This is a genomic window from Pectobacterium sp. HCp5_1 (assembly GCF_032905925.1).
Classification (GTDB): Bacteria; Pseudomonadota; Gammaproteobacteria; order Enterobacterales; family Enterobacteriaceae; genus Pectobacterium; species Pectobacterium brasiliense_A.
On sequence record NZ_JAUMIO010000018.1, the window covers coordinates 22644 to 47732 of the forward strand.

Consider the following 25089-nt stretch of genomic DNA (forward strand, 5'->3'; position numbering starts at 1 on the left):
TGTTCGGGGGTTATTTTTTTCCGCGCCGCAAAGCGTCCCGCCTCACCCCGCGGTATCGATCCGTATCGACTGACGGCTCCGTTGGTAAAATCTTATCGTCGCTCCGTGTATCCCGATGCTTAAACAATCGGTATTCGTTGTCAGACCTGGCCTTTTTCTGCACAGCCAGCCTGATTCGACTATGCTTATGTCGTAGAAAATCTTGTCATGGAAAATCCGTCGTCAGCGTGTTTTTGTTTGAATAAAGCACGGCTGGCGGGGCAGTAAGCGTAACAGGAGTAGGGAATGAGAAGGCTGATGACGTACCGTTCACGCTGGCTGCTGCCAGTTCTGGTTATTCTGGCGGCATTGCAGCTGGCTGCCTGTGGTGACAGCGAAGCCGATCAGCGGAAGGCATTCGTTGCGTTCCTGCAAAGCGTGCAGTCGCAGCAGGATGGGAAATTGCCGACACTGACGGAAGAGCAGAAGAAGAATTTTGGCAATTTCACCAACGATTACGCGATCTTAACCACCTTTTCTCAGCAGTTTAATCAGGCCGTGTCTGGCAGTTTAACACCGATGCTGGGACAAATTTCCCGTATTCGTGTTCCTAAAGACTATCTGACGCAGCGTGATGATCTTCGCCAATCCATCGGGGCAATGAACCTGTTGAGCCAGCATGTGCAGGCGGCGAAAGTGCAGGCGGACAACGCCCATCGGCTGCTAAAACAGCCCGAAGAAGTGCAAATACCCTATGAGCGGTTGTATGCACGCACGGTAATACAACCTACCAATGCGCTGCTACCCGCCATTCCGAATGCGATTGCCTTCGCACAGAGCCTGATCCAGATCGGCGATTTCCTTCAGGCTCAGGGCGATCAGGCGGTGTTTAATGGCGCGTCTGTGCAATTCCGTACGCCGCAACAGGTGACGCAATATAACAGTATGGTGGCAGCGTTACCTCTACAGCAGCAGAATTTAATGAATGCGCTCAGAGGAATAACTGGAGTGAATTATCCCTAACCGCGTCGTGCTCCGACGCTTTAGCGATGTGATATGGCAGAGAGGTATTCTGGATAAGATGCGTGTGGCTGGTGAGAGGGTAAAAATAAATTGTGATTAACATCACATAAATAAAACAAATACAGGCATTAAAAGTGTGATTCAAATCACATATAAGGTGCGGTGTTTGTCTAAAAATCTGTTTAGTTTTTCATTTTTAACGGTTTTTTGTGAAGTAAATCACCTATTTGTATCGTTGATGTAGGGTGGTTGTGTGATTTTTGTCACGTTACCGCCATGGAGTTGCGGTATGAAAACAGCGTGTTAGAGTCCGCGCTGCATACAGTAATAATGACGGAAGTCTTCTTGTGGTAATCGGTGTTTTATTGCCACGCCGTCTCACGATAATTACCACGCGCTCTTATTGTCAGCGCGTTTCAATAGGGGTGTGTTTTTATGCTTTCACCAGATATTAAGATCAAGGTGCAAAACTTTGGTCGCTTCCTCAGTAATATGGTGATGCCCAACATTGGCGCATTTATCGCCTGGGGTATTATTACCGCGCTGTTTATCCCTACTGGCTGGTTCCCCAATGCAACATTGGCGAAGCTCGTCGGTCCGATGATTACCTATTTGCTGCCATTGCTGATTGGTTATACCGGCGGACGTCTGGTATTCGGTGAGCGTGGCGGTGTGGTGGGTGCGATTACGACGATGGGTGTGATCGTCGGGACCGATATCCCGATGTTCCTCGGCGCTATGATTGTGGGCCCGTTGGGCGGCTGGGCGATCAAACGTTTTGACCGCATGGTCGACGGTAAAATCAAGAGCGGCTTTGAAATGCTGGTCAACAACTTCTCTGCCGGTATCATCGGTATGTTGTTGGCAATCCTGTCGTTTTTGGCAATTGGTCCGCTGGTTGAAGTCTTCTCTCAGGTGCTGGCTTCCGGCGTTAACCTGATGGTACAGAACAACCTGCTGCCGTTTACGTCTATCTTTGTTGAACCGGCGAAAATTCTGTTCCTGAACAACGCCATTAACCACGGTATCTTCTCACCGCTGGGCATTCAGCAGGCGACGGAAACTGGCAAATCTATTTTCTTCCTGATCGAAGCGAACCCAGGCCCGGGTATGGGCGTGCTGATGGCGTACATGTTCTTCGGTCGTGGTAACGCGAAAGAATCAGCACCGGGTGCGGCGATTATCCACTTCCTGGGCGGGATTCACGAAATCTACTTCCCTTATGTGCTGATGAATCCGCGTCTGATTATTGCGGTGATTCTGGGCGGGATGACCGGCGTGTTTACGCTGAGCGTGCTGGGCGGAGGTTTGGTTTCTCCTGCGTCTCCGGGCTCCATTCTGGCGGTACTGGCGATGACGCCAAAAGGCGCTTACTTCGCTAACCTTGCGGCTATTGCAGCGGCTTTCGCGGTGTCCTTTATCGTGTCGGCGATTCTGCTGAAAAGCACCAAGCAAAAAGAAGAAGACCTGAGCGACGCAACGCGCCGCATGCAGGAAATGAAAGCGTCTTCTAAAGGTACGGCGACTAACGCGGGTATCAGCGGTGATATGAGCACCGTGCGTAAAATCATCGTAGCGTGTGACGCCGGTATGGGTTCCAGCGCGATGGGTGCTGGGGTGCTGCGCAAGAAAGTTCAGGATGCCGGGCTGACCAACATTTCGGTGACTAACAGCGCGATCAATAGTCTGCCGGACGATGTCGATCTGGTGATTACGCACCGCGACCTGACCGAACGTGCGATGCGTCATGCGCCGCAGGCACAGCACATTTCGCTGACCAACTTCCTTGATAGCGGTCTGTATAGCGATCTGGTGGCGCGTCTTACCGCAGCACAGGGTGCCGTGAAGTCTGAAGCTGTCGCGACACCAGCATCTGCGGTAGCCGATGCACAGACTAACCTGTTCCAACTGGGTGCAGGCAATGTGTTCCTGAATCAGCATGCGACAGACAAAGAGCAGGCAATTCGTTTCGCCGGTGAGCAACTGGTGAAAGGCGGCTATGTCGAGCCTGCGTATGTTGAAGCGATGCTGGAACGTGAAAAGCTGACTTCCACCTATCTGGGCGAATCGATTGCCGTGCCGCACGGTACGATTGAAGCGAAAGACCGCGTGCTGAAAACGGGCGTTGTTTTCTGCCAATATCCTGAAGGCGTTCGCTTTGGCGATGAAGAAGATGAGGTTGCGCGTTTGGTTATCGGTATTGCCGCGCGCAACAACGAACATATTCAGGTTATCACCAGTCTGACCAACGCGCTGGATGATGATGCCGTCATTGAACGTCTGGCACAGACCCAAGATGTTCAGGAAGTACTCGACTTACTCTCCGGTAAAAAGAGTGCCTAATTGATGTGGCTAGGGCCGCCTGCGGGCGGCCTCTTTTTATGTTTTTTTAAGGTTATGTCTCATGAAAGCATTACACTTTGGCGCGGGTAATATTGGCCGTGGGTTTATTGGGAAATTGTTGGCCGATGCCAACGTCGAACTGACATTCGCTGACGTCAATCAGCCGCTGTTGGATGCCCTGAACAGCCGTACAAGCTATACGGTGCGGATAGTCGGCGATAACACGCAGGTTGATACCGTGAGCAACGTTAGCGCCGTTCACAGCGGCAGCCAGGATGCCGTCGCGCTGATTGCCGTGGCCGATCTGGTGACGACCGCTGTGGGGCCGCAGATTCTGGAAAAAATCGCCGGAACTATCGCTCAGGGGCTGGTTAAGCGTCATAACGACGGCAATACCCGGCCGTTGAATATTATTGCCTGTGAAAATATGGTGCGCGGCACCAGCCAGTTAAAACAGCATGTGTTGAAACTGCTGCCGGAAGGCCATCAGGAGTGGGTGGTTGAGCACGTGGGATTTGTGGATTCCGCTGTGGATCGCATTGTTCCTCCTTCCGAAGCCGGCAGCGACGATGTGCTGGCGGTGACGGTAGAAACCTTCAGCGAATGGATTGTCGATAAAACCCAGTTCTGCGGTGAGCCGCCAGCGATTCCCGGCATGGAACTGACCGACAACCTGATGGCATTTGTCGAGCGTAAGCTCTTCACGCTGAACACTGGTCATGCGATTACGGCCTACCTCGGCCAGCAGGCGCGTCACCAGACGATCCGCGATGCGATTCTCGACCCGAAAGTCAGGGCAGTGGTCAAAGGCGCAATGGAAGAGAGCGGCGCGGTGCTCATCAAACGCTACGGTTTTGATGCGGAGAAGCACGCGGCCTATATCAACAAGATTCTCAGCCGCTTTGAAAACCCGCATCTGCACGATGACGTAGAGCGCGTTGGCCGTCAGCCGCTGCGCAAGCTGAGTGCCGGCGACCGTTTGATCAAGCCGCTGCTCGGCACGCTGGAATACCATTTGCCGCATGACAACCTAATTACCGGCGTTGCTGCTGCGATGCATTATCGCAGTGAACAGGATCCGCAGGCGCTGGAACTGGCTGAGTTAATCCGTACTCAGGGGCCGCAAGCGGCGCTGGTACAGATTTCTGGTCTGGATGCTGACAGCGAGGTTGTCGCGCAAGCAGTGAATGTGTATAACGCCATGCAGTAATCGGCGTGTCTCGTCATCAGGCAGGTGTGGTCTTTTCGACACTCTGTAAGGTATGCGGGCGACGTCGGGGATAGGATGTCGCCACACCTGCCGGTAAGCATGCTGCCGAGATGGGGATGCTGTGGGCGGGGTTAAAGGGTCGAGAAGTGACGATGGAAGAAACACAGGCGTTTGAAAACCGGGTTCTGGAAGCGCTGAACTCAGGGAAGACCGTGCGCGACTTTATGCTCTGCGCTGTTGAGCTGTTAGCTGAAGCGGTCAGTATCCTGATGTTGCAGGTGTTCCGTAAAGATGACTATGCGGTGAAATATGCCGTTGAACCCCTGATGACGGGAACGGGCCCGCTGGGCGACCTTTCCGTGCGCCTGAAACTGATTTATGGCCTGGGAATGATCAGCCGTAAAGAGTACGAAGATGCGGAACTGTTAATGGCGTTGGGCGAAGAACTGGCACATGACGATCGGCATTACCGTTTTACCGATGATGAAATTCTGGGGCCTATCGGCGAGCTGCACTGTGTTGTGGCGTTGCCTACAGAACCCGCTTTGCCGCCGGGGGCAGACGACGCCGATCCGCTTTTGGTGAGTATGCAGCGGCAGCGTTATCAGCAGATGGTGCGCTCCACGCTGGTGCTATCCCTGACCACATTGATTGCGCAAATCAGTCTGAAAAAGGCGTTTTAATCCCATTCCGCTATATTATGTCACTGCGTCATGTCATGCGGTTCCCGCCTTCACGCAACTCGAATTATTTAGCGTATAGTGTATGCTGTGCCCCGCATTATTCTCCCGTTATATAGGTTATCTTTTATGAAAGAGCAGGAAAAAGCAGAGATCAAGCGCCTTAGCGACCAACTGGATAAGCTGACGCGTAAGCAGACCACGCTGCTGGAACAAGGTGATGCTGAAGCAATCGCCCTCAATCTGGAGGCCTGCGAGAAGCTAACGGCTGAAATCGAGCGCCTGCGTAACGTGAGAGAACAGAAGCTCAGCAAAGAAGCACAGAAGCTGGCAAGCCTGCCTTTCAAACGTGCGATTACTAAAAAAGAGCAAGCTGATATGGGGACGTTGAAGAAAAGCGTTCGCGGTTTGGTGGTGGTGCACCCGATGACGGCACTGGGGCGCGAGATGGGTTTAAAAGAGATGACAGGCTTCTCGCCGAAACCGTTCTGAGGTTTCTTCTCTGCGCAGGCCGATGCTGGTGATGGATTCGTTGATGAAGCCCCTGTTTAACAGGGGCTTTGTCGTTTTTGGTACGGTTGTTGATATTAGCGCGGCGCGCGCAGACGATGCGTTTGGTCGGCAAACGCGATACCCGCTGGGGTGTCATCATGCTGTGAGTTTGCCAGACGGAAGACAGAAACCGCCTGCTTCAGCAGTCTTGCCTGCTCTTCCAGCGAGTCGGCAGCGGCAGAGGATTGTTGAACCAGTGCGGCGTTCTGCTGCGTGGTGCTGTCCATCTCAACAATCGCCTGGCTAACCTGGCTGATTCCGCGGCTTTGCTCATCCGATGCGGTAGCAATTTCACCCATGATGTCATGCACCTGCGTGATAGAGGTGACGATATCATTCATCGTTTTACCAGCATTGCCAACCAGCGTCGCTCCGCGTGATACCTGAGTAACCGATTCAGAGATCAGGCCTTCGATTTCCTTCGCGGCCTGAGAACTGCGCTGGGCAAGGCTACGGACTTCGCTGGCAACCACGGCAAAGCCGCGGCCTTGTTCACCAGCACGAGCGGCTTCCACGGCGGCGTTTAATGCCAGAATGTTGGTTTGGAAGGCGATGCTGTTGATGACGGACGTGATTTCCGCGATACGCTTAGAACTGTTCTCAATCGCGGTCATGGTTTGCACCACGTTATTCACCTGCTCACCGCCTTGTTTCGCGGTTTGAGATGCGCTGATTGCCAACTTGTTCGCGTGGTGTGCGTTATCCGCGTTTTGCTTAACCGTCGCAGTGAGCTGCTCCATGCTGGCAGCGGTTTGCTCAACGGCAGCGGCCTGCTGCTCGGTACGCGATGACAGGTCTATGTTACCCGCGACGATCTCGCTGGACGCGTTAGAAATCTGGCTGACGCCGACGCGAATGTCATCGATCATATTGTGCAGGTTGTCATTCATTTTCGACATCGCACTCATCAACTGACCCAGCTCATCCTTACGCGTCGTGTTGATGGACATGGTGAGATCGCCTGTCGCAATTTTCTCAGCCATATTCAATGTGTTGCCAAGCGGAGTGGTGATTTGGCGTGAAATGAACCAGGAAATCAGCAGACCAAGTAGTAGTGTAATCAGCGCGGCGATACTCATTTGCAGCGTGGCATTATGAATGTCTTCCTGCGATGCTGCCAACTGATCGTTGAGCAATGATGTGACAACGCTATTCAACTGATCGGCAACCCCACGCATTTGCCTCGCCTGTGCCATTTCCTCTTCATAGGCCGGCATATAGGCCAGAACCTGCTCTTCATAATTGTTCATTATTGTCAGAACGGGAGCCAGCGTTTCACGCTGTTCGGCAGACAGGCTTTGATACAGGAAGGTCAATGACGTTTGTGCTGCGTTGATGGCGTCTGTCAGCTTTTCTTCAGATTCTTTATTGGTAGACAGTAATAACCCACGAACGTGGTAGCGGACGGAAATGAGCTTTTGGTTCAGATCAGAAAGTAATAATTGAAGAGTAGCGCTGTTATTGTCCGTCTTTAATTGATCGTTGAGCTGTTCTAGCGGTTTTTCTGTTGTCGAGATATTCCAGCCTTTTCTGACGGCATCCTTTTTTCCCACTGCATTAATATAATTACTTTGTTTCTCTTGATAACTGGTAATTAATGCTGGGATGCTGGCTATTTTCTTGGCATCACTTTCTGGCCAGTGAAATTCTTTTGCTTTTTCAGCGAGTTTACTAACATTGGCAATGTGCTCAACGTTCTTTTTTATATCATCAGGATTATAGGTGGTGCCGTATAATGCGCGGTAATATTTAGCCTGGTTAATTTCATCATTAATATCGTTGCTTAAATTAACTTTGTTAATACTGTCTTTCAGCGAGCCAATATGCATAATACCCGCACCGGCAATCACCATGGTCATCAGCAGAATCAGGAAAAAGCCTAAGCCTAATTTTTTACCGACTTTTAGATTGTCAAAATTCATAGCCATCACATCCCACCACTATATCGTATTGAGTCGAATTCACTATCCTGATGCACACTTGCTTAGCGGTGTTAGCATCTCGGATTACCGCTTACCGAGCTTATCCCTGCAAAACAACCTGATAAAAACCCGCAGTAGATATCGGCACTTTACTCTGAAACTTTATGCGGCAGTGAGCGAGGATAGCCAGCGAACATGTGGCTCGATGTTCAGGGAGGGATAATAAAAAACTGGAATAACAGACTGTTATTCCAGTTTATATTCAAACGCAGAAGAGGCCTGATGGTATCAGGCACTCAGTGGTTTTATTTTTTCGCGCTAGCGAAACGGGCAGCGGCTTCGTCCCAGTTCAAGACGTTCCAGAATGCTTTAGCATAAGCTGGACGAAGGTTCTGATATTTCAGGTAGTAAGCGTGTTCCCATACGTCCAGACCGACGATTGGGTAGCCAGATGCGCCAGAAACAGCTTCACCCATCAGCGGGCTGTCTTGGTTTGCAGTAGACACAACGGCCAGTTTGCCGTCGTCTTTCAGTACCAGCCACGCCCAGCCAGAACCAAAGCGGGTTGCTGCTGCTTGCTCAAATTTCTCTTTAAACGCGTCAACGCTACCGAAATCACGCTCGATGGCGGCTTTCAGATCGCCAGTCAGCGTCGTGCCTACTTTCAGGCCTTTCCAGAACAGGCTGTGGTTAACGTGGCCACCTGCGTTGTTACGCAGTGCCGTTCTTTTTTCCGCAGGAACTTTATCCAGTTGAGCGATCAGCTCTTCAGCAGACAATGTAGCCAGTTCAGGCAGAGATTCCAGCGCGGCATTAGCATTATTGACGTAAGCCTGATGGTGTTTGGAATGGTGAATTTCCATCGTTTCTTTGTCGAAATGCGGTTCCAGTGCGTCATAAGCATAAGGCAGCGATGGCAGTGAATAACTCATGTTTAGCATCTCCATGGTAAAAAAAATGTTACGGCACTGTGTTGTTAGTGCCGCGTAAGCAATACCTTCATTATAGTTAATTAAATGATATTGAAAATGATTATTCTCGAATGGGTAGTATGAACCAGATTGCTTTACTTCATGATAACAAACGCTTATGTCGTTATTGCACTATGTAAAAACAAATTAATCTATGCCCATCGCCTGCAAAACGCCGCGACTCTGGCGGTGTCTCTTACGCGCTCAGACGCTGCGGATGTGTGTAGATAGTCGCATGTCCCGGCCGACAAAAACCGACCAGCGTCAGGTTGCAGCGCTGTGCGACCTCCACAGCCAGTGAGGTCGCCGCAGAGACAGCAAACAGGATTTCCACACCGCACATGGCGGATTTTTGGACCATTTCATAGCTGGCCCGGCTGGAAACCAGCGCTGCGCCTTGCTGCCACCCCTGTTTCGCTCGGGTACCCAGTAGTTTATCCAGCGCGACATGGCGGCCGACGTCTTCGCTTCCCCCGGACAGCGTGCCGTCTGGCGCGACCCAGCTTGCGGCGTGAGTACAGCCTGTCACTTGGCCGATCTTCTGCACATCGCGCAGCCGCACCAGCGCGTTTTCAAGTTTGCTAAGGGAAAATGTCTGCGTGAAGGGCAGAGGTGCGAGCGGTTTGCCGATTTCCGCGAGCTGCTCTACGCCACATACGCCGCAGCCTGTGCGGCCATCCATCGCCCGGCGGCGTTCTTTTAGCCCTGCGAAGCGTCGGCTCGAAAGCTCAATCTGTACTTCGATACCATTACAGGCGGCTTGTACATCAATGCCGTAGATATCAGCCGGTGATTGAATAATGCCTTCAGATAAGGAAAACCCGAGAGCGAACTGTTCCAGTTCCTTCGGTGAGGCCATCATAACGACATGCGATATGCCGTTATAAACCAACGCAACGGGCACCTCTTCCGCCAGCCAGTCAGACTGTGGCTGCTGCAGCGAATCGGGATGATAGACTGAATGTTGCGTTGCGCCTTCAAGGGCGGCATCCGCTGGTAAATGAACCCCTTCCACCTGAAATACCTGCATGTTAGTAACCCTGGAAATTAAAAGTATTATTTCACCGCGCCTGAAGGGATGCGACTTTTTCTCGCAAGAAACTGTGCGTCAACTCGAAGAGTTGCCTTCTTCTCTGGCCGAATCCTGTCGCTAACCCCATACCCCGTATAGGCTTAATTTAACTGCTTACTGTTTGCCTCTTTTTTCACTGCGGCATAGCCGCTCACCCGGAAATGAAAGGAGACTGAAATGGCGCACGATAATCTCGAAGGCCGATCCGCATCTGGCGAATATGGCTCTCTCAATCTGAAAAAACGCTATGACAATTTTATCGGCGGAGCCTGGGTTCCACCTGATGCTGGTCAGTATTTTGTCAATTTGACGCCAGTAACTGGCCAACCGCTGTGTGAAGTGGCGAGTTCGTCAACGCGAGATATTGACCACGCGCTGGATGCTGCTCACAAGGCAAAAGCGGAATGGGGTGGCCTGTCGGTGCAGGAGCGCGCGTTGGTGCTTAACCGAATCGCCGACCGGATGGAGCAAAATCTTGAGCTGCTGGCGCAGGTGGAAACCTGGGATAACGGTAAACCGATACGCGAAACCAGTGGGGCGGATGTGCCGCTGGCGATTGACCACTTCCGCTATTTCGCGGCCTGTATCCGCGCGCAAGAGGGAGGGATTAGCGAAATTGACGGCGATACCGTGGCCTATCATTTTCATGAGCCTCTCGGCGTTGTCGGGCAAATTATTCCCTGGAATTTCCCGCTGCTAATGGCCTGTTGGAAGATGGCACCCGCGCTGGCCGCCGGCAACTGTATTGTGCTGAAACCCGCCAAACTGACGCCGATGTCGGTGTTGATTTTGATGGAACTGATTCAGGATCTGCTGCCGCCAGGCGTTATTAATGTCGTTAATGGGTCGGGCAGCGAAATTGGTGAATATCTGGCGACGTCGAAACGCGTTGCGAAAGTGGCATTCACCGGGTCGACCGAGGTGGGCCAGCAGATCATGAGCTATGCAGCGCAGAACGTGACGCCGGTAACGCTGGAGCTGGGCGGTAAATCGCCGAACATCTTCTTTGCCGATGTGATGGACAAGGAAGACAGCTTCTTTGACAAAGTGCTCGAGGGCTTCACGCTGTTTGCCTTCAATCAGGGCGAGGTCTGCACCTGTCCGAGCCGCGCGCTGGTGCAGGAATCTATCTACGATCGCTTTATGGAACGGGCAATCAAGCGCGTTGAGGCTATCCGCATCGGTAACCCGCTGGATAGCAAAACCATGATGGGCGCGCAGGTATCCGCAGGTCAGCTTGACACCATCCTTAACTATATTGATATCGGTAAGAAAGAGGGCGCACGCGTGCTCACGGGCGGTCAGCGCAAGGCGATGCCGAGTGGGCTGGCGGAAGGATACTATCTGGAGCCGACGATCTTGTTCGGTAAAAATAGTATGCGCGTCTTCCAGGAGGAAATTTTTGGACCGGTGCTGGCGGTCACGACCTTCAAAACGATGGATGACGCACTGGAGATCGCCAACGATACGGAATACGGTCTGGGGGCTGGCGTGTGGAGCCGTAACGGCAATATTGCTTACCGGATGGGGCGCGGTATTCAGGCCGGACGTGTCTGGACCAACTGTTATCACGCCTATCCGGCGCATGCGGCATTTGGGGGTTATAAGCAGTCTGGTATCGGGCGTGAAAACCATAAAATGATGCTGGAACACTATCAGCAAACCAAGTGCCTGTTGGTGAGCTACTCTGATAAGCCGATGGGGCTGTTCTGATTCACGAACGCCGTGCTGTTCTTGCCTTTTCTGGTGAGTACGCATGGCGTTAACCCATATGGTTTGCCTGCATTAATCCGTCCTTATCACTCAGATTTACCCGATTGTTGATAGCCGATCATTGATAGTTGCTGGTTGTTAATAATCGATTGTGCCAGCGCTTAACAACGGCTACGCTGTTTTGAATAGCGCTTTGCTTTCAAGAGGTTGTGCATGACGGATAAGATCGGCTGGATTGATAACCTGCGGGCGTTGGCCTGCATGATGGTCGTTCTGATTCATAGCACAACGTACTATATTACGGCGGGTGGCACGCCGGGCGACGGGCACTGGGATGTGGCGAATATCCTGAATTCTGCCTCGCGCGTCTGCGTTCCGTTGTTTTTCATGATCTCGGGCTATTTATTCTTTGGTGAACGTCGCGCGGGGAAGAAACATTTTTTGCGTATCGGCTTATGTCTGCTTTTCTACAGTACGGTCGCGCTGATCTATATTGCGACGCTCACGCCGATTAATGGCCTGAATTCATTGCATCATGCACTGCAAAAACCGATCTTTTATCACTTATGGTTTTTCTACGCGATTATCGTGATTTATCTACTTTCTCCACTTATTACTATCAAGCCAGTATCGGGTAAATATTTAGCCGTCTTGATTATCTTGCTGGCCGTTGTCGCTAACCCCAATACGGGGCGGGTGGAATTTGAAGGGGTTAAGTTACTGCCCGTGAATCTCTATATTTACGGCGATACGTTTTACTATGTGTTGTATGCCGCGCTGGGACGTGCGTTAGGGATGTTGGATGTGCCAAAGAAAGTCGTACTGGCCGCTATCCCCTTCTTTATTGCCTGTGTCGCGCTGGTCGCCATGGGAACGAAGCACCACACATTACTGAACGATACGTTCACCCAGACGTTTTACATTTACTGTGGCCCGCTGGTGTTTCTGGCTGCCGTCAGCCTTCTCGTGGTGTTTAAACATTACGGTAGCCAGCGGATTTTACCGGGATTTGCCACTATTTCGCGCCATTCGCTGGCGATTTACGGCTTCCACGCGTTGATCATTCATTATCTGCGAACGCATGACGTGGTGTTGCCATCCCACCCGGTTCTCGACATTTTGTATGTTTTCGCCATCGCGCTAGGGGTCAGCCTGTTGCTGTCGATGGCGCTACAGAAAATCGATGTGCGGCGCTGGGTGAGCTGACGATTCGTCCGGCACATCGGATGAACGGGGGGCTACATCAGCGGACTAAGCTGCTGGTAGAGTGCCGTAAATGTACGTCTCCGTTCGGCATAGTCGGCGTGGCGCTGTGGATCCGGTTGATGAATCTGTTCCAGCGGTAGCGGCGGCAGGAGTTCTGCCAGTGGCGTATGCGGATGCATGGCGATTTGCGCCAGACGTGCGGCACCCAGCGCAGGGCCGACATCCCCTCCTGTGCGGTATTCCAGCGTTTGACCGCTGATATCCGCCAGCATTTGCCGCCAGTAGGCGCTGCGTGCGCCGCCGCCAATCAGCGTAATACTATCGGGCTTGAGCCCCGTCATATGCAGTGCCTCTATGCCGTCGGCAAGCGCAAAGCCCACACCTTCCAGTACCGCTTTTGCCAGTTCCGGGCGTCCGTGCTGGTGGGTGAGCCCCCAGAATGCGCCTTTGGCATCGGGATTGTTGTGTGGCGTGCGTTCGCCGGAAAGATAAGGCAAGAACCACACTGGCGTTATCGTGTCATCGGCTGGTGTCGAGGCGATTTCCTGCAGCAGCGCGGGAACGCTCTCCGCGTGCGTCAGACGGGCGACCCAGTCGAGGCAGGATGCGGCGCTTAACATCACGGACATCAGGTGCCAGGTATTCGGCAGCGCGTGGCAGAAACTGTGGACGGCATGCTGCGGATTGCTAAGAAAGCCATCGCTGACGGCGAAGTAAACGCCGGATGTGCCGAGAGACAGCATCGCCTGACCCGTTTGATACAGCCCGACGCCAATCGCGCCTGCTGCGTTATCTCCACCGCCAGCAATGACGGGGACGGGATCCATGCCCCAGCGGCTGGCGATGTCAGCTCGCAGATAGCCGGTAATCTGGCTGCCTTCATACAGCGTGGGCATATGCTTGCGGCTCAGCGCGCAGGCTTCCAGCAGGGTATCGCTCCAGTCTCGTTTGGCAACGTCTAGCCAAAGCGTTCCAGCCGCATCGGACATATCGCTGGCAAATTCCCCTGTCAGACGCCAGCGGAGATAGTCTTTCGGTAGCAGAACTTTATCGATTTGGCGGAAGATCTCGCTTTCGTTTTCTTGCACCCATTTCAGCTTGGGCGCGGTAAAGCCCGGCATCATCAGGTTGCCGGTAATCTGACGCGATGTTGGTACCTGTTGTTCCAGCGTTCGGCATTGGGCTGCGCTGCGTCCGTCATTCCAGAGGATCGCGGGTCGCAGCACATTCTGGCGTGCATCCAGCAAGGTTGCCCCGTGCATTTGCCCGGTCAGCCCCAGTGCTTTCACGGCACGAAGGCTATGTGCTGCCGCCAACCCGTGTAATGCCTGATCGGTTGCCTGCCACCAGTCTTCAGGCGCTTGCTCCGACCAGAGCGGATGCGGACGGGAAATGCTCAGCGCGGCGCTATGGCTGGCAACCACCTTGCCCGCTTCATCCAGCAGGATGGCTTTCACACCGGAAGTACCCAGATCAATACCGATATACATAGTGGCTCCTGATAAGCCTCTGCGACAGGGTTTAGTCTGTCGCAGGAGGTGTGGCGTAGTGAGCGTACCGTTTTAGCCAAATAGGTGGCGGTTAACCAGATTTTCCAGCAATTCCTGCTGGCCACTCTGGTGCTGCGGTGCCAGTTGATGGCTTTCCGCATACCGAGCAAGCGATTCCAGCGAGGCCTTACCTTGCAGGATTTGCTGACCCAGTTCCCCGTTCCAGCCTGCATAGCGTTTAGCGACTAGCTGATTGAGCTTATCATCTTCAATCATTCTGGCGGCAGCCTTGAGCGCGAGTGCCATCGTATCCATCGCGCCGATATGCGCATGGAAAAGGTCATAGCGATCGGTACTCTGGCGGCGAACTTTGGCATCAAAGTTCAGGCCACCCGTTGTGAAGCCACCCGCTTTGAGAATTTCGTACATGATCAGCGCGTTCTCTTCCACGCTGTTAGGGAACTGATCGGTGTCCCAGCCGAGCTGCGGATCGCCGCGGTTCGCATCGACAGATCCGAAAATGCCCAGCGCGACCGCGGTGGCGATTTCATGATGGAAGGAATGGCCTGCCAGCGTAGCGTGGTTGGCTTCCACGTTGACTTTAATCTCTTTTTCCAGCCCAAACTGCTTCAGGAAGCCATAAACGGTGGCGACATCATAATCGTATTGATGTTTGGTCGGTTCCTGCGGCTTCGGTTCGATGAGCAGCGTGCCCTGAAAGCCGATTTTGTGTTTATGCTCGACGACCATCTGCATGAAGCGGCCGATCTGTTCACGTTCCTGACGCAGGTCGGTATTGAGCAGGGTTTCATATCCCTCACGCCCGCCCCACAGTACATAGTTTTCACCACCCAGTTTTTGGGTCGCGTTCATGGCGGTGAACACCTGCGTGGCGGCCCAGGCAAAGACGTCTGGGTCAGGATTGGTGGCCGCGCCTGCGCCGTAGCGGGGATGGGTGAAGCAGTTGGCAGTGCCCCACAGCAGCTTCACACCGCTATCCTGTTGTTTTTCCGCCAGGACATCAGTAATGACCGCAAAGTTATGCAGATACTCTTTCAGTGAGTTCCCTTCCGGTGCCACATCGACGTCATGAAAGCAGTAGTAAGGCACGCTGAGCTTTTGAAAAAATTCGAATGCGATATCCGCCTTGCGCTTCGCCAGCTCCAGCGCATCGCCTGACTGCTGCCACGGCCGGGCAAAAGATCCGACGCCGAACATATCCGCGCCGTTCCAGCAGAACGTGTGCCAATACGCGACGGCAAAACGCAAGTGGTCCGCCATACGTTTACCGAGTATTTCCTGATCGGGGTTGTAGTGACGAAAAGCGAAGGAATTGTTGCTTTGGCTACCTTCATAACGGACTTTTTCGATCTGTTCAAAATAGGCTTGCATCGTTAACTCCTTAGAAACCACCCAGACGGAAGAGACGGGAATGGGATTAATTTTCGGAGTGGATGAAGGTTTCCTCAATTACGTTATTTCACACTGAAATTCAGAGAATTATTAAATGTGCGCTGTGTCGCAAAAATAAGGGGCTTTTACTCTGAATACGCTTCGCAATAGGTAACAAAATGAAAATGTGACTCGACAATAAAATATGACCCGTATCAAAAAACGGAAATTAAACCAAAAAACATAATTGGAGGATAAAAATCTGTAATTGATGGAGGGATGTTTAGCGACAATACTTTGCTGGCGATTGGAGTCTTAGGCCCTGCATCTTAAATAAAAAAGGTACTCTATGATGAAAGTTAACCATTTTTTACTCTCAGCTTGTGCCGTATTCATTCTTGCTTGTCAGCCCGGATTCGCGAAGGACGTTAAAATAGGTATGGCGATTGATGACTTGCGTCTCGAACGTTGGCAGAAAGATCGCGATCTTTTTGTTGAGCAAGCCAAAAAGCAGGGTGCTGATGTTTTTGTTCAATCAGCAAACGGCAATGAAGCGACGCAAATTTCTCAAATAGAAAACATGATCAATCGCGGTGTCGATGTATTAGTGATTATTCCTTATAACGGTCAGGTACTTGGTAATGTTATTGCGGAAGCAAAACGTGAGGGAATAAAAGTGCTTGCTTACGATCGCATGATTAATAATGCGGACGTGGATTTTTATATTTCATTTGATAATGAGAAGGTTGGAGAACTACAGGCGAAATATCTCGTCGATAAGGTGCCTGGCGGGAACTATTTCTTAATGGGAGGCTCACCGGTCGATAATAATGCGAAGCTGTTTCGTCAGGGGCAAATGAAAGTGCTCACGCCGTTGATCGAAAGTGGGAAAATAAAAGTGGTCGGTGATCAGTGGGTTGATGCCTGGCTACCCGAGAATGCGCTGAAAATTATGGAAAATGCGCTAACGGCGAACAGCAATAAGATTGATGCGGTTGTGGCATCGAACGATGCTACGGCGGGCGGGGCGATTCAGGCGCTTGCCGCACAGGGATTGGCAGGGAAAGTGGCGATTTCCGGTCAGGATGCCGATCTGGCAGCAATCAAACGGATTGTGGCAGGCACGCAAACCATGACGGTCTATAAACCGATCAGCAAGCTGGCGAAAGACGCCGCAGATATCGCCGTGGCGCTAGGTTCCGATAAAGCGCCGGAATCCAACGCTAAATTAAACAATGGGTTGAAAGACATTCCTTCCTTCTTACTGACTCCGATTCCCGTCGATAAATCCAATATCGATTCCACCGTTATTGCCGATGGCTTCCACAAAAAAGCGGATGTGTATTAACGCACTCCACCGCCAATAGATTTCAGGATGTAGGAAAGAAGTTTACGGGCCACGACATAACGTTGTGGCTCGCCACTGCCGCAGGCGAGGCCTGAGACACCTGAATCACGGAGGCCAATGATGCCGCATCTGTTGGAAATGAAAAACATCACCAAGGCGTTTGGCGCGGTGAAAGCCGTAGACAACGTTAGCCTGATGCTGGACGCGGGTCAGGTCTTGTCGCTGTGTGGCGAGAATGGCTCAGGGAAATCCACCTTAATGAAGGTGCTGTGTGGCATTTACCCGTATGGCAGCTATGACGGGCAGATCGTGTTCTCTGGTGATGAGCTACGCGCCAACCATATTCGCGATACGGAACAAAAGGGCATCGCGATCATTCATCAGGAACTGGCGCTAGTGAAAGAGATGACGGTGCTGGAGAACCTCTTTTTGGGCAACGAGTGGACGCGTTTTGGCGTGATGGATTACGACAATATGTATCTCCGCTGCCAGCGCATGCTGGAGCAGGTCAAGCTGGCTGTCGACCCGAATACCAAAGTGGGTGAGCTTGGATTAGGTCAGCAGCAACTGGTGGAAATCGCCAAAGCGCTGAACAAGCAGGTGCGTCTGCTGGTGTTGGATGAGCCAACGGCCTCATTGACCGAGCGGGAGACCGCAATCTTGCTGGAGATCATTCAGGATCTGCGCGATCACGGTATCGCCTGTATCTATATCTCGCACAAGCTTAACGAAGTTAAAGCCATTTCCGATGTGATTTGTGTGATTCGCGACGGGAAGCCGATTGGTACGAATCCGGCTGCCGAGCTGAGCGAGGACCAGATCATTGCCATGATGGTGGGGCGTGAACTGACGGAGCTTTATCCCAATGAACCGCATGTCATTGGTGAAGAAGTGCTGCGCGTAGAACACCTGACCGCCTGGCACCCCGTGAATCGCCACATTCGTCGGGTGGATGATGCCTCGTTTGCTCTACACCGAGGCGAAATTCTCGGGATTGCCGGGCTGGTTGGATCAGGGCGTACTGAGACGGTGCAGTGCCTGTTTGGTGCCTATCACGGCCATTGGCAGGGCGACATCTTTATTGACGGTAAGCCAGTGACCATCAGCAATTGCCAACAGGCGATGGCGCAAGGCATTGCGATGGTGCCGGAGGACCGTAAGAAGGACGGCATCGTCCCGGTGATGAGCGTGGCGCAGAACATGACGCTGGCGGCACTCGACCAATTCACAGGGGCGTTTTCCATGCTGGATGATGCCCGTGAGCAGGACATCATCCGGCAGTCGCTCGCGAATCTGAAAGTGAAAACCTCCAGCCCAGAGCTGGCGATTGCCCGGTTAAGCGGCGGCAACCAGCAAAAAGCGGTGCTGGCGAAATGTCTGCTGTTGAATCCCCGCATTCTGATTCTCGATGAACCCACGCGCGGCATCGACATCGGTGCTAAATACGAAATTTATAAGCTCATTAATGCGCTGGTAAAACAGCACATTGCCGTCATTGTCATTTCTTCTGAATTGCCCGAAGTGTTGGGATTGAGCGATCGGGTATTGGTGATGCATCAGGGGCGGATCAAAGCGGATTTGGTCAATCGTGATTTAACCCAGGAACAGGTTATGGAAGCTGCATTGAGGAGTGAACATCGTGCTGAAAACATCGCAGTCTGAACAACAACATGTCGCGGGCTCTGCCTCGATGCTGCAACGGTTGAAAAGCATCAATCTTCAGGTCTACGTGATGATTGCCGCCATCATCGCCATCATGCTCTTTTTCACCTACATGACCGACGGGGCGTATCTCAGCGCGCGTAACCTCTCCAACCTGCTGAGGCAAACGGCGATCACTGGCATTCTGGCGGTCGGTATGGTGTTTGTCATTATCTCCGCCGAAATCGATCTGTCGGTCGGTTCGATGATGGGGCTATTGGGCGGTGCGGCGGCGATTTTTGATGTCTGGTTTGGCTGGCCCTTGCCGTTGACCATCGTTGTGACGCTTGCGCTGGGATTATTGCTGGGCGCGTGGAATGGCTGGTGGGTCGCCTACCGGAAAGTCCCTTCTTTTATCGTGACGCTGGCGGGGATGCTGGCTTTTCGCGGCATTCTGATCGGCATCACTAACGGGACCACGGTTTCCCCGACAAGCGAGGCGATGTCGCAGATTGGGCAAAGCTATCTGCCTTCCGGCATGGGTTTTATGTTCGGTGCCATCGGACTAATGGTGTTTATTGCCTGGCAGTGGCGTCGGCGTAGCAGCCGCGCCCGATTAGGGTTACCGGTAAACCCACCCGCAGGCGATATTGGCCGTCAGACATTTACGGCACTGGTGGTGCTGGGCGCGATTTATCTGCTGAATGACTATCGCGGTGTGCCAACGCCGGTTCTGGTGCTGACGCTGTTGATGCTGGGCGGTATTTTTCTGGCGACGCGAACTGCATTTGGCCGCCGCATCTATGCTGTGGGCGGGAATATCGATGCTGCCCGCCTATCGGGCGTGAATGTCGAGCGCACCAAAATGGCGGTGTTCGCGATTAACGGCCTGATGGTCGCGGTTGCTGGGCTGATTCTCAGTTCACGACTGGGGGCGGGGTCGCCATCCGCCGGGAACATTGCCGAGCTGGATGCGATTGCTGCCTGCGTGATTGGTGGCACCAGTCTGGCGGGTGGCATTGGTAGCGTCGCGGGTGCGGTGATGGGGGCATTTATCATGGCGTCGCTGGATAACGGGATGAGCATGCTCGATGTGCCGACGTTCTGGCAATACGTCGTAAAAGGCGGAATCCTGCTGTTGGCGGTGTGGATGGATACCGCAACAAAGCGACGCGTATAACGCGACGTCGAGTCTGCGAAGGAAATACGTGGCGGCTCGCAATAATCAGCAAATTATTTTGGCCTCTTGGGACGCTGTGCTATTCAAGGAAGAGGACTTTATTCAAGGAACTTGTGATTAATGAGCGCCAACTGCCATGTTTGAAAAACGCTATCGCATCACGCTGCTGTTCAATGCCAATAAAGTGTATGACCGTCAGGTGGTTGAAGGCGTTGGCGAGTATTTACAGGCTTCCCAGTGTGACTGGGACATCTTCATTGAAGAGGATTTCCGCTGCCGCATTGATAACATCAAAGAGTGGCTGGGCGACGGCGTGATTGCCGATTTTGACGATGGCGAGATCAAGCGGTTGCTACAGGATGTGAATGTTCCGCTGGTAGGTGTGGGCGGTTCCTACCATCAGCCCGAGGATTATCCGCCTGTGCATTATATCGCGACAGATAATTATGCACTGGTGGAAAGCGCGTTTATGCACCTCAAAGAGAAAGGGCTGAACCGCTTTGCTTTTTATGGCCTGCCGGTATCGGGCGGGAAAGGCTGGGCGCAGGAACGGGAGCACGCTTTCCGGCAGTTGGTTGCGGCAGAAAAATATCAGGGAGTGGTGTATCAGGGAATGGAAACCTCGCCGGATAACTGGCAATACGCGCAAAATCGGCTGGCTGACTGGGTGCAGGGGCTGCCGCCGCAGACGGGGATCATCGCGGTGACGGATTCGCGCGCGCGCCATCTGTTGCAGGTCTGCGAACACCTGAATATTGCCGTACCGGAAAAGCTGTGCGTCATCGGGATCGATAACGAAGATCTGATTCGTTACCTTTCACGCGTTGCGCTCTCGTCAGTGGCACAGGGTACGCGCCAAATGGGGTATCGCGCAGCGAAACTGCTGCACCAACTGCTGTTGAATCAGGCCGATGTGCCGCTGCAACGTATTTTAGTGCCGCCGGTTCGGGTGGTTGGACGTCGCTCAACGGATTATCGCTCTGTGCACGATCCTGCCGTTATTCAGGCGATGCACTTTATCCGCTACCACGCTTGCAAAGGGATTAAGGTTGAGCAGGTGCTGGATGCGGTAGGGATTTCCCGTTCGAATCTGGAAAAACGCTTCAAAGACGAAGTCGGCCAGACCATTCACGGCATGATTCATGAGGAGAAGCTGGATCGGGCGCGTAACTTGCTGATATCGACCTCGCTCTCGATTGGTGAGATCTCGTTGATGTGTGGCTATCCTTCGCTGCCCTATTTCTATGCCGTCTTTAAGAAAGGGTATGACATCACGCCGAAAGAGTACCGCGAGCGTTATGGGGAAGGTTATTAAGGCTATCCATAAAAGAAGGTCACGCAGGAAGGCGCGAGGGTGCGCGCCTTATCATTAGGTTGGTGAACGGTTACGCTGGCACGCGCCAGTAATCGTAATCGATGTGCTCAACCTGGAAGTTGGCGTTTTCTTTGTCACCGGTCAGACGGCTGGCGAGGGTAAAGGCAAAATCGAATGTGACTCCCAGCCCTTTGCCGCTGATCAGATTGCCGTCTTCCACGACTTTCTCGTCAACATAAACGCCATCGGTCACGTCCTGCCATAAATTCCCGGAGCAAACGTAGCGGCGGCCTTTCAGCAGTTTGTTACCACCCAGCACGCGGGCGGCTGCGGAGCACAGTGGGCAAATCAGTTTTCCCGCGTCGTCGTGGCGACGGATAAACTCGACGACCATCGGGTTTGCGGCCAGATTTACCGTTCCCTGTGGGCCGCCAGGAATGACTACGGCATCAAACAGCGTGTCCTGATTTCTTTCCAGCAGAGCATCGGCAAACATGCGAATATTGTGATAACTGTGCAGCTCCAGTCTGTCATAGCATGACAGCATGGTGACTTCTATCTTCATACGGTGCAGTACATCAATCACCATAATCGCTTCTGCTTCTTCAAACCCAGGAGCCAGCAGAACGGCGACTTTCTTAGACATAGCATCTCCAGCAATATGCAAGGGAAGGTGTTAACCGCAAGAGAATAGCAAAGAAATATCGACAAAATGAAACGATGTTTTATTAATGTCGAGTGGGTCTCGTAAACGATTTTTCCTGCTTAGCTTGAAGAGAAGATAGCGCTATACTTGCTAACTTGGTCGTGAATTGGCCACGAATTTTTTTGCACGAAAGTATGACTCTTCTCTTCCTGTCCCGCCAAAAAGATGTTTAAATTATCACTCACTTATTTTGCATAAATATGCATTTGTGAGTGTGTCGATGTTGGTCATCGACCGGCCCGTTTGATGCAGGATGTGCACAGGGCCCGAGCGCTCATGAGTGTATGGCGTAACATAATGGTGTGGGCGACTCAGCTTATCTCCAGAGATCTTTCGAGCAGGGATTATATATATGACAACGATTCTCAAGCATCTTCCGGTTGGTCAGCGTATTGGTATTGCGTTCTCGGGTGGTCTGGATACCAGCGCTGCACTGCTTTGGATGCGTCAAAAAGGCGCGGTTCCTTATGCGTATACCGCGAACCTGGGGCAGCCAGACGAGGATGACTACGAGGAAATCCCACGTCGGGCTATGGAATACGGTGCAGAAAATGCCCGCCTGATCGATTGCCGTAAGCAACTGGTTGCTGAAGGTATCGCTGCGATTCAGTGTGGCGCATTCCACAACACGACGGCGGGCGTGACCTATTTCAACACCACGCCGCTGGGCCGCGCGGTTACCGGTACGATGCTGGTTGCTGCAATGAAAGAAGACGGCGTAAACATTTGGGGCGACGGCAGCACCTATAAAGGCAACGATATTGAGCGTTTCTATCGTTACGGCCTGCTGACCAATGCTGAACTGAAGATTTACAAGCCGTGGCTGGATACCGATTTCATTGATGAGCTGGGCGGCCGTCAGGAGATGTCCGAGTTTATGTCACAGGCAGGGTTCGGCTATAAAATGTCGGCCGAGAAAGCCTATTCCACTGATTCCAACATTCTGGGTGCGACGCATGAAGCGAAGGATCTGGAATTCCTGAATTCCAGCGTCAAAATCGTTAACCCGATTATGGGCGTGAAGTTCTGGGACGAGAACGTCAAAGTGCCAGCAGAAGAAGTGACCATCCGTTTTGAACGCGGTCACCCGGTTGCGTTGAACGGCAAGACCTTTGCCGATGACGTTGAACTGATGCTGGAAGCGAACCGCATCGGCGGTCGTCACGGTCTGGGCATGAGCGATCAGATCGAAAACCGCATCATTGAAGCGAAAAGCCGCGGCATCTATGAAGCGCCGGGCATGGCACTGCTGCACATTGCCTATGAGCGTCTGGTTACCGGTATCCACAACGAAGACACTATCGAGCAATACCACGCCAATGGCCGTCAGCTGGGTCGTTTCCTGTATCAGGGGCGCTGGTTCGATTCTCAGGCACTGATGCTGCGTGATGCTTCTCAGCGTTGGATCGCCAGCGCCATCACCGGCGAAGTGACGCTGGAGCTGCGTCGTGGTAATGATTACTCCATCATGAACACCGTGTCTGACAATCTGACCTATAAGCCAGAGCGTCTGACCATGGAGAAAGGCGACTCGGTCTTCTCGCCAGATGACCGTATCGGCCAGCTGACCATGCGCAATCTGGATATCACCGACACGCGTGAAAAACTGTTTAATTATGCTGAAACAGGCTTGCTCTCTTCTTCCGCCAGCACGGGTCTGCCGCAGGTAGGCCAACTGCAGGATAAAACAGAGAAATAACGCCCAGATTGAATAATATAAAAATCCGGAATCGTCTCGCGCTTCCGGATTTTTTTTATCCGTTTATCATATGTTTATATTGGTTCTTCTCGCGTTGTCTTTTTGTGTATGAACTCTTGCTGACAATGCAGGTTGCATCTGTACAACCGCCGTGGAAAGGGACAGAATACCTATAAATAACCAGCCAAGATAATAATCTGAAGGCGAAGGATCTGTGGGATGGCGTATCGTTTTTTGAGGTTATGTATTAACTTTTCAATGGAGGAAAAATGTTAGAGATATTTGATGTAAATCACACCTTGTTGTCAGAAACGAAATCAGAAGAGCTATTTACCCTCAGAAAAGAGACGTTTAAAGATCGACTGAATTGGGCCGTGCAATGTACTGATGGCATGGAATTTGATCAGTATGATAATAATAACACGACTTATCTTTTTGGCATCAAAGATAACACCGTTATCTGTAGTTTGAGATTTATTGAAACAAAATACCCTAACATGATTACCGGGACATTTTTTCCTTACTTCAAGGAGATCAATATCCCTGAAGGGAATTACCTGGAGTCTAGTCGGTTTTTTGTCGATAAATCGCGAGCGAAAGATATTCTCGGCAATGAATACCCAATTAGTTCGATGTTGTTTCTTTCGATGATTAATTACTCAAAGGACAAAGGCTATGATGGAATATATACGATAGTGAGTCACCCTATGCTGACGATATTAAAACGATCTGGCTGGGGAATTCGCGTGGTCGAACAAGGTTTGTCAGAAAAGGAAGAAAGAGTCTATTTAGTTTTTCTTCCGGTTGATGATGAGAATCAGGAAGCGTTGGCTCGTCGTATTAACCGCAGCGGGACGTTTATGAGCAATGAGTTGAAGCAGTGGCCTCTACGGGTTCCTGCTGCTATTGCACAGGCTTGATGAGCTGTAACTCAACGCCGAGTCGGATGGCATGCTTGGCATTCAGGACGCCAAGTTTTTTCACAACGTTGCCGATATGAAATTTTACCGTACTGGTTTTGATACCGAGAATAATAGCGACTTCCAGATAGGTTTTACCCATACTGGCCCAGTAAAGGATTTCATTTTCTCGTTGAGAGAATATTTCTTTATTATTTAATGGTTTTTTATTTTCAATCATCTCTCTGCAAAGGGAGATGATTTTTTCATATGCATCAATTAATAGCATCTGAAAGGTGTCTTTTTTCTCTTCAATGAATGTATCAACATCATCTGGATATGAGCTGTCCACGATAATCGATAGCATAGCCAGATTGTCGCCATGATCGTGAAGGACAAAAGTATATCCGTTGATAATATTATATTTTTTAGAGAGGTCGAATATCTTGGCAAGCTGTAGCCGTGTGTTAATCACCAGACTTTTCTCCCAAGAGAAAGGCGATATTTTATTAAATGAAGCAAGAACAACGGGATCAATGTGCTGGTATTTATTTTCTTTGTAGAGATTAACCCATTCATCGGGATAGCTGGAGATAATGATCATTTCAGAGGGATTTTTCTTATTCAGAACCATAAATGAGAATTTGACGCCATCGTAGTGATCCAGGTTTTCATTAAAATGACCTTTGATTACCCTGCTTATTATTTCGCTACTGGAGAATAATGGCGACATCTCATGACCTCAGTC

General features: G+C 51.7%; 20 protein-coding genes. 13 read left to right on the top strand and 7 right to left on the bottom strand.

The window, feature by feature from the left end; translation table 11 throughout:
* The first annotated feature begins 297 nt into the window (after positions 1-297).
* The 5 genes from Q3A88_RS13470 (at position 298) to Q3A88_RS13490 (ending at position 5727) form a co-directional block, all read left to right on the top strand.
* A complete protein-coding gene (locus Q3A88_RS13470) occupies positions 298-1002 on the top strand; it encodes a DUF3053 domain-containing protein (protein ID WP_317178082.1) in 705 nt (234 codons plus the stop codon).
* A 435-nt stretch (positions 1003-1437) separates the two neighbouring features.
* Complete coding sequence (locus Q3A88_RS13475) at positions 1438-3345, top strand: PTS mannitol transporter subunit IICBA (protein WP_317178083.1); 1908 nt, start codon at positions 1438-1440, stop codon at positions 3343-3345.
* 61 nt (positions 3346-3406) lie between these two features.
* Positions 3407-4555 carry a mannitol-1-phosphate 5-dehydrogenase gene (locus tag Q3A88_RS13480; protein WP_317178084.1) on the top strand — a complete coding sequence of 383 codons (1149 nt, stop codon included), beginning with the start codon at positions 3407-3409 and terminating at the stop codon, positions 4553-4555.
* A gap of 116 nt (positions 4556-4671) precedes the next feature.
* Complete coding sequence (locus tag Q3A88_RS13485) at positions 4672-5238, top strand: MltR family transcriptional regulator (RefSeq protein ID WP_146207455.1); 567 nt, start codon at positions 4672-4674, stop codon at positions 5236-5238.
* 126 nt (positions 5239-5364) lie between these two features.
* Positions 5365-5727 carry a YibL family ribosome-associated protein gene (locus tag Q3A88_RS13490; RefSeq protein WP_110163141.1) on the top strand — a complete coding sequence of 121 codons (363 nt, stop codon included), beginning with the start codon at positions 5365-5367 and terminating at the stop codon, positions 5725-5727.
* A gap of 95 nt (positions 5728-5822) precedes the next feature.
* Here Q3A88_RS13490 and Q3A88_RS13495 read toward each other — a convergent pair whose 3' ends face one another.
* The 3 genes from Q3A88_RS13495 to fdhD all read right to left on the bottom strand — a co-directional run bounded on the left by Q3A88_RS13495 (position 5823) and on the right by fdhD (position 9710).
* Positions 5823-7715, bottom strand: a complete 1893-nt coding sequence (locus Q3A88_RS13495) for a methyl-accepting chemotaxis protein (protein ID WP_110163140.1) — start codon at positions 7713-7715, stop codon at positions 5823-5825.
* Positions 7716-8014: 299 nt separating this feature from the next.
* Entirely contained in the window at positions 8015-8641 is a 627-nt protein-coding gene (gene sodA, locus Q3A88_RS13500) for a superoxide dismutase [Mn] (RefSeq protein WP_102118757.1), read from the bottom strand.
* 235 nt (positions 8642-8876) lie between these two features.
* The gene (gene fdhD / locus Q3A88_RS13505; protein WP_039284971.1) at positions 8877-9710 is read right to left on the bottom strand and encodes a formate dehydrogenase accessory sulfurtransferase FdhD; all 834 of its coding nucleotides are present in this window, start codon (positions 9708-9710) and stop codon (positions 8877-8879) included.
* Positions 9711-9929: 219 nt separating this feature from the next.
* Between fdhD and Q3A88_RS13510 the strand changes: the two genes are divergently transcribed.
* On the top strand, positions 9930-11465 hold the full coding sequence (locus Q3A88_RS13510) for an aldehyde dehydrogenase family protein (RefSeq protein WP_039501784.1): 1536 nt from the start codon (positions 9930-9932) through the stop codon (positions 11463-11465).
* A gap of 213 nt (positions 11466-11678) precedes the next feature.
* Positions 11679-12671 carry an acyltransferase gene (locus Q3A88_RS13515; protein WP_317178085.1) on the top strand — a complete coding sequence of 331 codons (993 nt, stop codon included), beginning with the start codon at positions 11679-11681 and terminating at the stop codon, positions 12669-12671.
* A 32-nt stretch (positions 12672-12703) separates the two neighbouring features.
* Here Q3A88_RS13515 and xylB read toward each other — a convergent pair whose 3' ends face one another.
* Together xylB and xylA are read right to left on the bottom strand one after the other, a co-directional pair.
* Positions 12704-14161: a xylulokinase gene (gene xylB, locus Q3A88_RS13520; RefSeq protein WP_317178086.1), complete on the bottom strand. Its 1458-nt coding sequence runs from the start codon at positions 14159-14161 to the stop codon at positions 12704-12706.
* Positions 14162-14233: 72 nt separating this feature from the next.
* Positions 14234-15553, bottom strand: coding sequence for a xylose isomerase (gene xylA / locus Q3A88_RS13525; protein WP_039284980.1), 1320 nt, complete (start codon positions 15551-15553; stop codon positions 14234-14236).
* 352 nt (positions 15554-15905) lie between these two features.
* On the opposite strand from xylA, the gene xylF reads away from it, so the two are divergent.
* From xylF to xylR, 4 genes are all read left to right on the top strand, one after another.
* Complete coding sequence (gene xylF, locus Q3A88_RS13530) at positions 15906-16901, top strand: D-xylose ABC transporter substrate-binding protein (protein ID WP_039483224.1); 996 nt, start codon at positions 15906-15908, stop codon at positions 16899-16901.
* A 120-nt stretch (positions 16902-17021) separates the two neighbouring features.
* Positions 17022-18563 carry a xylose ABC transporter ATP-binding protein gene (locus Q3A88_RS13535; protein WP_317178109.1) on the top strand — a complete coding sequence of 514 codons (1542 nt, stop codon included), beginning with the start codon at positions 17022-17024 and terminating at the stop codon, positions 18561-18563.
* 28 nt (positions 18564-18591) lie between these two features.
* On the top strand, positions 18592-19722 hold the full coding sequence (gene xylH, locus Q3A88_RS13540) for a xylose ABC transporter permease XylH (protein WP_219606105.1): 1131 nt from the start codon (positions 18592-18594) through the stop codon (positions 19720-19722).
* Between the two features lie 136 nt (positions 19723-19858).
* Positions 19859-21037 carry a D-xylose utilization transcriptional activator XylR gene (xylR, locus tag Q3A88_RS13545; protein WP_110163136.1) on the top strand — a complete coding sequence of 393 codons (1179 nt, stop codon included), beginning with the start codon at positions 19859-19861 and terminating at the stop codon, positions 21035-21037.
* 70 nt (positions 21038-21107) lie between these two features.
* Here xylR and Q3A88_RS13550 read toward each other — a convergent pair whose 3' ends face one another.
* Positions 21108-21683, bottom strand: coding sequence for a DJ-1/PfpI family protein (locus tag Q3A88_RS13550; protein ID WP_010284196.1), 576 nt, complete (start codon positions 21681-21683; stop codon positions 21108-21110).
* 412 nt (positions 21684-22095) lie between these two features.
* Here Q3A88_RS13550 and argG point away from each other — a divergent pair, with 412 nt between their 5' ends.
* Together argG and carI are read left to right on the top strand one after the other, a co-directional pair.
* Positions 22096-23442 carry an argininosuccinate synthase gene (gene argG / locus Q3A88_RS13555; RefSeq protein WP_014913703.1) on the top strand — a complete coding sequence of 449 codons (1347 nt, stop codon included), beginning with the start codon at positions 22096-22098 and terminating at the stop codon, positions 23440-23442.
* 269 nt (positions 23443-23711) lie between these two features.
* Positions 23712-24362, top strand: a complete 651-nt coding sequence (carI, locus tag Q3A88_RS13560; RefSeq protein WP_014913704.1) for an acyl-homoserine-lactone synthase CarI — start codon at positions 23712-23714, stop codon at positions 24360-24362.
* On the opposite strand, the gene Q3A88_RS13565 is transcribed toward carI, so the two are convergent.
* Positions 24346-25074 carry a helix-turn-helix transcriptional regulator gene (locus Q3A88_RS13565; RefSeq protein WP_100017824.1) on the bottom strand — a complete coding sequence of 243 codons (729 nt, stop codon included), beginning with the start codon at positions 25072-25074 and terminating at the stop codon, positions 24346-24348. The genes carI and Q3A88_RS13565 overlap by 17 nt on opposite strands.
* Positions 25075-25089 lie beyond the last annotated feature (15 nt).